The organism is Streptomyces sp. NPDC048507, assembly GCF_043199995.1.
Lineage (GTDB): Bacteria > Actinomycetota > Actinomycetes > Streptomycetales > Streptomycetaceae > Streptomyces.
The window spans coordinates 1-10,279 of the sequence record NZ_JBICWZ010000011.1 but is presented as its reverse complement, the minus strand read 5'-3'; the positions used below and the strand labels follow the sequence as shown (position 1 = coordinate 10,279).

The 10,279-nt window shown below is 72.8% G+C and carries 6 protein-coding genes and 1 pseudogene; 3 read left to right on the top strand and 4 right to left on the bottom strand.

The features are described 5' to 3' along the window. Positions 1-490: 490 nt before the first annotated feature. Together ACGFXC_RS26500 and ACGFXC_RS26495 are read right to left on the bottom strand one after the other, a co-directional pair. On the bottom strand, positions 491-2,017 hold the full coding sequence (locus ACGFXC_RS26500; RefSeq protein ID WP_393716777.1) for a hypothetical protein: 1,527 nt from the start codon (positions 2,015-2,017) through the stop codon (positions 491-493). A 59-nt stretch (positions 2,018-2,076) separates the two neighbouring features. Then, positions 2,077-3,000 carry an RNA polymerase sigma-70 factor gene (locus tag ACGFXC_RS26495; RefSeq protein ID WP_393716775.1) on the bottom strand — a complete coding sequence of 308 codons (924 nt, stop codon included), beginning with the start codon at positions 2,998-3,000 and terminating at the stop codon, positions 2,077-2,079. 321 nt (positions 3,001-3,321) lie between these two features. Here ACGFXC_RS26495 and ACGFXC_RS26490 point away from each other — a divergent pair, with 321 nt between their 5' ends. Beyond that, positions 3,322-3,660: a hypothetical protein gene (locus ACGFXC_RS26490; RefSeq protein ID WP_393716773.1), complete on the top strand. Its 339-nt coding sequence runs from the start codon at positions 3,322-3,324 to the stop codon at positions 3,658-3,660. Between the two features lie 877 nt (positions 3,661-4,537). Here ACGFXC_RS26490 and tal read toward each other — a convergent pair. Continuing rightward, positions 4,538-5,644 (bottom strand): annotated as a pseudogene (tal, locus tag ACGFXC_RS26485) (transaldolase); the annotation flags it as partial. Between the two features lie 141 nt (positions 5,645-5,785). Continuing rightward, positions 5,786-6,985, bottom strand: coding sequence for a PP2C family protein-serine/threonine phosphatase (locus ACGFXC_RS26480; protein WP_393716771.1), 1,200 nt, complete (start codon positions 6,983-6,985; stop codon positions 5,786-5,788). Between the two features lie 756 nt (positions 6,986-7,741). Between ACGFXC_RS26480 and ACGFXC_RS26475 the strand changes: the two genes are divergently transcribed. Next, positions 7,742-8,104 (top strand): hypothetical protein, encoded by a 363-nt coding sequence (locus tag ACGFXC_RS26475; RefSeq protein WP_393716769.1) that lies wholly within the window; start codon positions 7,742-7,744, stop codon positions 8,102-8,104. Positions 8,105-8,421: 317 nt separating this feature from the next. Then, positions 8,422-9,966: a phosphatidylinositol-specific phospholipase C domain-containing protein gene (locus ACGFXC_RS26470; RefSeq protein ID WP_393716767.1), complete on the top strand. Its 1,545-nt coding sequence runs from the start codon at positions 8,422-8,424 to the stop codon at positions 9,964-9,966. The last annotated feature ends 313 nt before the right edge of the window (positions 9,967-10,279 follow it).

Genomic DNA, 10,279 nt, shown 5'->3' with positions numbered 1-10,279 from the left:
GGGGCGGCGGGGGGGGGGGGGCGGGGGGGGGCGCGCCGCCCCGGGGGGCGGCGCGGGGGGGGGGGGGGGGGGGGGGGGGGGGCGGGGGGGGCCCCCCCCCCCCCCCCCCCCCGGGGCCGGCCAGGCACAGGAGGGCGAGAGCGGCGGCGGAGAGTGTGGCCGAGCGGTAACGCATGACAGGACTCGCTTTCGAATCGAAGGAGTTGACTGACCCGGGGCTCTCGCGGAGAGCCCAACAAGGCCTGACCCTGCCAGGAATGAAGGACGATCGCAGATCGGCGATCGATTTACGGACATCAACTCCGGATATCGGACAATACGTGGGTACGTGTAAAGCCGGACCGGCATGCCCCCAGATCCCCGCCGGTCCGGCACACCGCCCCCCGGCCGCCCGCACGGACCCGCCCCCGCCGCCCGCCCGGCTGACGGCCGCTCACGGTGCGCCGCACGGCCTCCAGGGTGACCGGATCGGCGCGGTGCCGCCCAAGGACTAGCCCTTCAGGCGGCGCCCGACCTCCTCGGACACCCGGCGGTTCAGTTCGGCGAGCTCCTCGGCCGTGTACGCGGTCAGATCGCCGGGGTCCCGTGGTTTCGCCGGGTCCGTCGCCTCCTGCTTCTGCTGCTCACGGCGTTTCAGCTCGGCCTCCTCCGCGGAGCCGGGCGCCGCGTACGCGCACCGGATGAGCGCCCCGTCGGCGGCCTTGAGGCACGTCGCCTCGCGGCCGTTCACCTGGCCCGAGCCCTCCACCCGGTACCGGATGTTCTGCTCGCTGCCGATGGTGGCCGTCCAGGTGCTGCCCCCCGTCGGCACCACCTCGAAGACCATGTCGTCGTTGTAGCAGCAGACGTCCCGGTACTCCGCCTTGATCAGCGCCACCAGCGCCTTCGGCGACGACCACGTCGGGTCCAGCCGGTGGACGGTCATCGGGGCCAGCCGCCCGCCCTGGTGGCGCGTCGGCACCGTCGACACCGCCACGACCGAGCTGGCCTCACCCTGCGGAGTGAGCGGAGTGACGTACGCGCTGCCGCCCGACTCGTCGCGGTACCGCAGGGTGAACTCCGACTCGTTGCCCGCGTTGGCGCCGTCCTCGGAGGCGTCCCAGCCGCTGCGCTCGAACCACCAGTCGGCGAAACTGCCCACCGCCGCCGTCCCCTCGCGCTGGCGGGCCGCGATGCTGAGCGGGTACGAGGGACCCGGCACCGCCGAGGTGTCGGAGGCCAGGGTGAGTTTTCCCGTCTTGCCGTCGTACAGGGCGACCCCGGCGGGCCGCTCGGTCACCACGAACACGCCGGTCTGGCGTTTCAGGGGCACGACCACGGTCGGGGTGTCGCCCGAGCACACCACGTACGCGTCGTCGCCGTCGAAGCGCAGCCACCGCTTCTCGGCCGAGATCTTCCGGCCGAGGTTGTGGCCGAACCAGCCGCCGATCCGCGCGTCGGCCACGTCCACGTCGAACGCGCACCGCTGCCGGCTGCGGCTCTCGCCGCCCAGCGGGATGTCCTGCACCAGACCGACCTCGTACCCGGACAGCCAGCCGCGCCGCTCGACGAGGGTGGCGAACTTGCCGGAGTCGGGCAGGTAGGTGATGTCCGAGATCTCGCCGGTGACGTCGCCCAGGTGCGGGGCGGCCTGCGCCTTGCCGACCACGTAGGGCGCGCGGGCGCTGAACTCGGGCACCGGCTCGGACACGATCCGTACGTCGGCCATGTAGGCGCGGTCCTGGAGGTAGGAGCCGTACACCCACCAGCCCACCGCCAGGGCGGCCCCCACCACGACGGCCGCACACCCGACGGCCGTGAGCGCCGTCGTACCGGCCGAGTCCCGCCCCCGCTTCGCGTGCAGCCGGCCCGCGGCCAGCCACGGCAGCGAGACGAGGCCCGCGAGCAGCAGGGGCACGGAGAGCCAGGAGAAGAGCTTGCGCAGTTCCCACACCGCGATCGTGGTGACGTACGAGGCGTACCAGAGCAGCAGCCCCAGCAGCAGGACCGGTATCGCCACGCGCAGTAGACGAGCCATCAACGCCCCCCGATATCAGCTGCGTTGATGCTACCCCGGCGTCCGCCGGACCCGGCCGGTCAGCGCGCCCGTCCGCGCACCTCCCGCACTTCCCGGTGGACGGCCCACGGGTCGGCGACCGGGCCGAGGTGGCCGAGCTTGTCCGGGTTGATGACCGAGCGGATCACCCGCACCCGCCCGTCCAGCACGTCGAGGGCCATGACGCGCAGGACCAGGCCGTCACGGTCGCGGAAGAGGGCCCCCGGCTGTCCGTTCACCTCGCGGGGTTCGAACGTGACGCCGGTGCTCGTCATCAGCGGGCGGATGGTGGCGAGCAGCCGTGCCACGTTCTCCGCCCCGGCGACGGCCCGGGCCAGCAGCGGCGCCTTGCCGCCGCCGTCCCCGACGAGCTGGACGTCGGCGGACAGCAGGTTCCGCAACCCGTCCACGTCTCCCCGCGACATGGCCCCGAAGAACTTCTCCGCCAGATCGTGGCGCTCCTGGCGGTCCGCCACGAAACGCGGCCGCCCCTCGTGCATGTGACGGCGCGCCCGCACCAGCAGCTGGCGGCAGGCCGCCTCCGAACGTCCGACCGCCGTGGCGACCTCGTCGAAGCCGAAGGCGAAGACCTCGCGCAGCACGAACACGGACCGCTCCAGCGGGCTGAGCCGCTCCAGCAGCAGCAGTGCCGCCATGGACACCGAGTCGGCCAGTTCCGCCGCCCGGACCGGGTCCTCGTACGGATCGTCGAGCAGCGGCTCGGGCAGCCAGGGTCCGGCGTACTCCTCCCTGCGCACGCGGGCGGAGCGCAGGACGTCGATGGCGATCCGGGTCACCGTCGCCGACAGGAACGCCTTGGCCGACACCGGGCGGGTGGACGAGGTGTCGAAGCGCAGCCAGCTCTCCTGCACCGCGTCCTCGGCCTCGCTCACACTGCCCAGGATCCGGTACGCGATCGAGAACAACAGGGGCCGCAGCGCCTCGAATTCCCCGGTCTTGTCCATGCCGATTCCCCCTCGCGGTCCAAGCGCCCGACCGGGCCGGCAGCGCCGGAGCCTCCCGGGCGGCCGGGGCTCGCCCCCGCGAGCCGCCCGATCCCCGTTGATCATGGCAGCCTCCGCTCCGTACGGGGCGGGTTCGGCGCAACCGGCCGGCCTGCGGACACCACGGCGCGCGCGATGTGATCCACCTCTCCTGCCGTCCCGGCCCGCGGATGTCACAGACGGAGCCGCTGACTCGTCTCGGGTGCGGAAGGCGGCCGCCACGACGGCAGCCGGGTTCCAGCCCAGAAGACCGTCCGGCCACGCTAGAGAAAGATCACTGCCATGGAGATCCTCCGCCACGTCCTCCTCGTCTTCCACCTCTTCGGCTTCGCCGCGCTCCTCGGCGGCATCTTCTACCAGACGCGCGCGAAGGACCCGGTGACCGGCGGCTACGTGGTGACCAGCGCCGTCGTCCAACTGGTCACCGGCGCGGGCCTCATATGGGCCCGCGCGTCCCTGGACCTGCCGGTGAACGACCCGAAGATGGGAGTGAAGCTGGCCCTGGACGTCCTGGTGGCCGCGACGGCACTGGTGGGCATGCGCAACAAGCGGGCGTGGGCCTTCTACGCCGTGGCCACGTCCACGGCCGCCGCGACCGTCGTGGCCGTCGCCTGGACCTGAGGCCCCGGCCGCGCCGGTCCGGCGGGTGCCGTCGGGTGCTGCCCCGTCCGGGGACGAACGGGGTTGGGGGGCTGAGGAAGATGGCCTGCCTCATCGCCGCGTTCACGACGGCGCCGACCCGCTCCGCGGCGCGGGCCGGCAGTGCGGCCGGTGCGACGGCGGCAGAGGTCCGGACGAAGACCGCCGGCCCCGTCACCCGGACTGCTCGGGATTCGTCTCCATGGCCTGGATGTTCAAGGCCAGCGAGACCCCGCTGACCCTGCCGCGCCTGACCAAGCGGATCCCCGCCTCCCGGACCCCGCCAGACCTGGGACTAGGCCGCGGCGCCGGGCCGGGCGTGCAGGACCCGGGTGACCGCCGCGCTTCGCAGTTCTTCCAGGAGATTCGCCTGCTGGTGGGCGCGCTCCAGCAGCCTGTCGAGGGCCGTGGCGGAGAGACGCTCATCGGTTTCGGCCAGGGCCCGCAGGGTGCGCCACCCGGCCGCCTTGCCGTGGACGGCCACGAGCATCGACTCGGCTTCCACGATGCCGGTGAGCGGGGAGCGGGAGACCACGTGCCCGTTGGGCTTGAGGCGGCCCGCCTTCTCCGCGAGCCAGCCCATGGCGGCTTTGGAGTGGCTGACGGGCACGCCCAGCGCGGTCATGATCTCCGCCAGCGCGTCCCGGTCCTCATCGACCCGTCGGGCCAGCCCCGACAGCACTTCGCCGTCCGCCTCGCCCGCGCTCGCCTTCGCGGCCCGACGGAACAGCTCCAGGCCGCCGGTCGCACCCGCATAGTGGTCGTTGAGGTAGACGGCCAGCAGACCGTCGCGATCGGCAGCACCGCCCCGACCCGGGCCGCCGTCCCCGGGCCGCTCGCCTCCGGAGTGCATCGCGCGCTCCACCGATGCCCCGAGCTCCGACCAGCTGGCCTCGAACGCGGCCAGCCCCTCGCGTTCCAGGGTGTCGGTGACGTCCTGGAAGTCGACGCCGACCCGCTCGAGTGCCTCGAAGTGCGCCGCAGCGGCCGCGAACGCGTCCTCGGCCGGCGCCGGCGCCGGGCCGGGGAGGGGGCCGTGGTCGGCGTACGCGGCCAGCGTGGCGCCCGGCATGGTGTTCACGGTGCCGGGCACGACGAGCTCGCTGACGTACTTCGTGTCGGGGTAGGCGGGGTCCTTGACTCCGGTGGACGCCCACAGCGGACGCTGCATGCGCGCCCCGGCCGCGGCGAGGGTCTGCCAGCGCGGCTCCAGGAGCATCTGCTCGTACGCCTGGAACGCCCGGCGGGCGTTGGCGACCGCCGACTCGCCCCGCAGCGCCCGGGCCTCGGGGGTGCCGAGGGCGTCGAGGCGGCGGTCGACCTCGGTGTCGACGCGGGAGACGAAGAACGAGGCGACCGAGTGGATGTCCGCCAAGGCGCGTCCCGCCGAGCGGGCCTGCTCCAGGCCCGCCTGGTAGGCGTCCATCACCTGGCGGTAGCGGTCCAGCGAGAAGATCAGCGTGACGTTGACGCTGATGCCCTCGGCGACGGCGGCGGTGATCGCCACCAGACCCTTGGTGGTGGCCGGGATCTTCACGAACAGGTTCGGCCGGTCCACGGTTTCCCACAGCCTGCGGGCCTGCTCGACGGTCGCGTCGGCGTCCTGGGCAAGGCGCGGGTCGACTTCGATCGAAACCCGCCCGTCGAGGCCGCCGGTACGTTCGTGGAGCGGGGCGAAGACGTCGCAGGCGTCACGGACGTCGTCGGTCGTCAGCGCGAAGACGGCGTCGTCGACGCCGGTGTCCGCGGCCCCGAGACGGCGGAGCTGCGCGGTGTAGCGGTCTCCCCGGGACAGGGCGGAGGCGAAGATCGTCGGGTTGGTCGTCACCCCGGCCACGTGCCTGTCCGCGATCAGCTTCTCCAGCCCGCCGCCGGCCAGGAGCTCTCGGGACAGGTCGTCGAGCCAGACCGAGACCCCCGCGTCGGACAGGGCGGCTAGCCGGTCGGGGGCGGTGGGACCAGACATGGAAGGCCTCCGTACGAGGGTGGGTCGCCGGCGGCCGGTCATGTTGCGCCGCCCGGCACCGTGCCCTTCGCGTCTGCCCGCCACATCCCCCGGCACGCCCCCGCGCACCCTGCCGGTGGGGGCGTCCCGGGGGCCCGGGGATCAGTCTTCGTCGCGGGGACCGGGCCCGGGGCCGTACCAGTCCAGGCACAGGACGGTGGCGTCGTCCCGGGGCGGGCGCCCGTCGTAGGCGTCGGCGACCGCGCCGACCAGGGAGCGTACGACCTCGCGGGGGTGCTCGGCGGCGCTCTTGCTCAGGAGGGCGGGCAGGTCGACCGCTGCGGCTTCGCGCTCCTGCATGCCGTCCGTATGGAGCAGGAGCCGGTCGCCCGGGCGCAGGTCGAGGTCCTGGACCCGGTAGGCGCCGTGCCTGGGGTGGTCGACGCCGAACGGCATGTTCACGGCCAGGGGCACCTCGGTGACCACGCCGTCGCGCAGCAGGAACGGCCGCGGGTGGCCCGCGTTGACGAGTTGGGCACCGCTGCCGTCGAGGGCGATGCGCAGCAGCTGGCCGGTGGCGAAGGTGCGGTTGCCGTGGTCCAGGAGGGCCTGATGGGTCTGGCGGGCCTGTTCGGCGAGGTCCTCCCCGGCGCGGCGGGCGCCGCGTGAGGCGTTGACGAGGAGGGTGGCCATCAGGGAAGCGTTCGTGTCGTGGCCCATGGCGTCGGTGATCGACAGGTGCAGGGCGTGGGTGTCGAGGCTGTAGTCGTAGGTGTCACCGGCGATGGTGGCGGCCGGGACCAGGGCGCCCGCGAGGGAGAACTGGGGGGCTTCGCAGGAGGCGGCGGCGGGCAGGAGCTGGCGCTGGATCTCCGCGGCCAGGCTGACCTTGGTGGTGCGGTTGCCCCAGTGGTAGAGGTCGGTGAACCGGCGGTCGGTCACGATGATGTAGGCCAGCGCGTGCGCGGCCTCCTCCACCCGGGCCAGGATCTCCGGGGCGGCGTCGCCGGGGAGGAAGAGCTCCAGGACTCCGATGGTGTCGCCGCGGTTCGTCACCGGGGCGAGGACGCGCAGGCCCTGTTCGCCGTCCCCGGCCAGTACCAGGCGCTGGGCGCGCAGGACCTCGTCGTAGGCGCCGCTGTGGGACAGGGGGATCCGCTCGGCGCGGTTCTCCGGAAGCACTCCGGCGGTGTCGTGGACCCGTAGCAGCCGCCGCCCGACGACGTCGACGAACAGGAACGACACGTACACGGCCCCGAAACGGTCCCGCAGGTTGCGCGCCACCACGTCGAGCGAGTCAACCGGAGCGGCGGCCTCCGCGGCCGCCAGCACCTGCGCCAACTCGATCTGATCATCCGACACATCGGCCTCCAAGGGATCTGCGGGTTCTCCTTCCCGTCCGCTTCCCGTCCACCCGACAAAATCACACCACGAGGCCCTCCCGTGCACGGTCGGCCGACGACATGCGAGGGCTCCCACCTGAGGGAGGGGGACGTTCGGCGCTCGCGTCCGGACGGCCCAGCGCCCGCCCACGTCTTCCTCGCCTCATCGGCGGCGAGCTGCATCCCGGGCGAGGTCGTCAGGGCCACCGGCGGCACCCCGCTGCCCTGATGGCTCCCCCCGCTGGCGTGTCACCCCGACGGGCCGGTTCGCTTCTCCTCTGATGAACGCTCCCGCTCTTGCTCCCGCTCTTCGTCCGCTCGCTGCACTCTCGCCGCGTCGGCCGGGGGGTATCCGTCGGCCCCCGTCCGGGATGGACTGCCGGGGCGCCGGCCGTGCTCGTCGGTCGCGGCGCCCCTGTCCGGTACGGGCGGGTCCGGTACGGGCGGGCCGTGCTGCGTCCCGGGTTCTCGTCGCGCTCGGTCCGGCTTCATGTGCCAGCTCCTCTCACACCGCCGCCTTCACCGTGCGTGTTCCCCGCAGGCCTCCGGCCAGTCCTCGCGTCGATCGGGCATCCACGCCCGGGGTGACGCTCGGGGACTCCTCGTTCCCCTTCGAAGGCCGCGAGGATCCGCGATCCGCGCGTGCGTAGGGACGCCACGGCCGGGCAGACGCCGGAACGGGAGCCTGCCCCGCCTGCGGGGTTCGCGACGGTCGGCACCGGAACGGAGCGGGTACATGCGTACTGCAGCAGCGAGGATCCTCGGCGCGGCCACGTTCGGTTACGGTGCGGCGATCCTCTGGCGCCCGACGTGGCTGACCGGCCCGTGCCGGCTGCCCGACGGCGCGGCCCAGGCCGCTCTGACCCGGGCCATCGGGTCGCGGGACGCGCTGATCGGGGCCGCCATGCTCGTCGCGCCCCCGTCGGCCCTGCGGGCCGTCGTGGCGACCCGGACCGCGGTCGACTTCGGCGACGCCCTGGTGTTCGGGTCGTCCCTGCCCAGCCGGCCCGCCCGCGCCAAGGCCGCCGCAGTCGCGCTGACCTGGGCGTGCCTGTGCGCGTGGACCCTCGCCGACCCGGGGGCCCCGCAGGCCCGGTAACACCCCGCGACCTGCCGGGCCCGTGCCCCCGCCCCCCACCGCAAAAGTGCGAGGGCCACAGTTTTGCAGGCGAAACTTCCTGTTCCGTTTCCCCGGGCCCGCGTTGACTGGAGCTCCGAGCGCGAAGGCGCCACACCCCCTGGCAGGACGTCCCACACCGCCCTCCCCACCGTGGGAGGCAGGCGGGGGACGTTCTGCCGGGCGCCTTCGCCTCGCGGTCCGGTCCCGTGCAAGCACCCGGTGTGACCCCTGGGAGCCATGGCACGCCACGTCACCGTACGGAACATCCGCACGGAAGAACTCAGGGGAACACCTCGATGTATCCGATCTCCGCCGCACGCCGCGCGGGCAGACGCCTGGGCGCGCTGTTCCTGGCCCCCCTCGCCCTGGGCGCCGCGCTGCTCACCCCCACCACCGCCGAGGCCGCCGGGTCGACCAACAACGACGCGTACCGCAACCTCGGGTCCCCGGAACGGGCCGAGTGGATGTGGGGCATCGCCAACGACACCGCGCTCTCGAACATGTCCATCCCCGGCACCCACGACACGCTCGCCATCCACGGCGGGGCCATGGTGCAGACGCAGGAGGACTACGGCGACAGCGCGAACACCCTGGCCGCACAGCTGGACCGGGGGATCCGGGCGATCGACATCCGGGTACGCGTCACCGAGAACAAGTACTTCACCGTCCACCACAGCGCCTACTACCAGGAAGCCAACTTCGACGACGTCCTCACCAAGGCCAAGTCCTTCCTCGGCAAGCACCCGACCGAGGCGGTCGTGATGCGCCTGCGGGCCGAGTGCCCGTACGGGTCCGGGAGCATCACCGACTGCACGAACGACCCGAACACGGTGACTCCGGGGCGGGTCCGGGACATCTTCGCCGACTACCGGAAGAAGTACCCCGGGCTCTTCTACGACGCCGGGTCGGCCGGCACCGGCCAGGCCGCGGTCCCCACGCTCGGCCAGGTGCGCGGCAAGATCGTCCTGGGCAGCTTCGACAACGTCGAAGCCGACGAAAGCTACGGGATCGCGGGGTTCAACGGCAACAAGGAAGACCACTGGGCGGCGTCGACGGTCCCGGAGAAGTGGGGCTACGTCAAGAGCAACGTCACCAAGGCCGTCAGCGGCCGGGCCGGTGACACGTACCTGACGTACACGTCCTCCTCCACCGTCCCCGCCGGTCACCTGCCGTCCGACTACGCCGGGGGCTACCGGTCGGTCCAGGGCGGTGTCACCACCGACGTCCTGGGCGTCAACTACCAGCTGATGAAGCACCTCAACAGCAGTGCCGGCCGGGTCGGCATCGTGATGATGGACTTCCCCGGCTGGGGCCTGGTCAACGCGATCATCGACCACAACGACGCCAACGCGGTCAAGGGCGGCAACCGTACGATCTGGCTGGTCAACGACAACAAGACCTACGTCAACAGCCTGTACACGAACCGCTGCATGGTCCGCGGACCCGAGTTCGACAGCTCCAAGACCGGCGGCCTGGTCACCCAGCGCGAGTGCCAGTCGACCCCGCCCAGCAGCCACCAGTGGGGCGCCGAGCAGCCGACGTCGTTCGACCCCAAGGGCCACTTCTGGATCAAGGCGAGCAACGGCAAGTGCCTGACCGTGCCCTACAACAACGGCACCGCGCCCGGCTCCGGCACCCAGCTGTTCTGGTGGGACTGCGAGGGCCGCTGGTTCTCGGGCAGCCAGATGTGGAACATCATTCCGACCAAGCTGGCCACCGCCACCGGGTCCCGTCCGGCCTACCAGTTCATCAACAACTGGACGGGCCTGTGCCTCTCCATGGACCCGGCCACCGCCGCCACGGCCGGCGGCAAGGTCACCCAGGAGACCTGCGCGAAGTAGCCCCCGCCCGGGCCCACCGTACAGACGGTGCGATGCCCCCCCGGCGCCCCGAACGCGGGCCCCCGTCCACAAGACGGGGGCCCGTTTGTGGGTTCGGGCCCGCTGCGGTGGTCGGCCGGGGCATGGTCGGAGCGGGGGCGGGTCCGGTCGGACCGCGCCCGGGGGCCGGGTTGGTGGGAGGGTGTCGTGGAGGGTCGTGAGTCGTGGACGGCGGAGGTGTTCGGGGCCTCGCACGAGGGCTGGATCGGTGTCCTGCTGGAGGACGGGAGCGTTCCGGGCCCGGTGTACTTCGACACCGGCTCGGGCTCGGCGG

Bases quoted from the DNA above. Each gene is read 5' to 3' on its own strand.
- ACGFXC_RS26500 (WP_393716777.1), bottom strand. From the start codon at position 2,017: ATGGCTCGTCTACTGCGCGTGGCGATACCGGTCCTGCTGCTGGGGCTG.
- ACGFXC_RS26475 (WP_393716769.1), top strand. From the start codon at position 7,742: ATGCGTACTGCAGCAGCGAGGATCCTCGGCGCGGCCACGTTCGGTTAC.
- ACGFXC_RS26490 (WP_393716773.1), top strand. From the start codon at position 3,322: ATGGAGATCCTCCGCCACGTCCTCCTCGTCTTCCACCTCTTCGGCTTC.
- ACGFXC_RS26470 (WP_393716767.1), top strand. From the start codon at position 8,422: ATGTATCCGATCTCCGCCGCACGCCGCGCGGGCAGACGCCTGGGCGCG.
- ACGFXC_RS26495 (WP_393716775.1), bottom strand. From the start codon at position 3,000: ATGGACAAGACCGGGGAATTCGAGGCGCTGCGGCCCCTGTTGTTCTCG.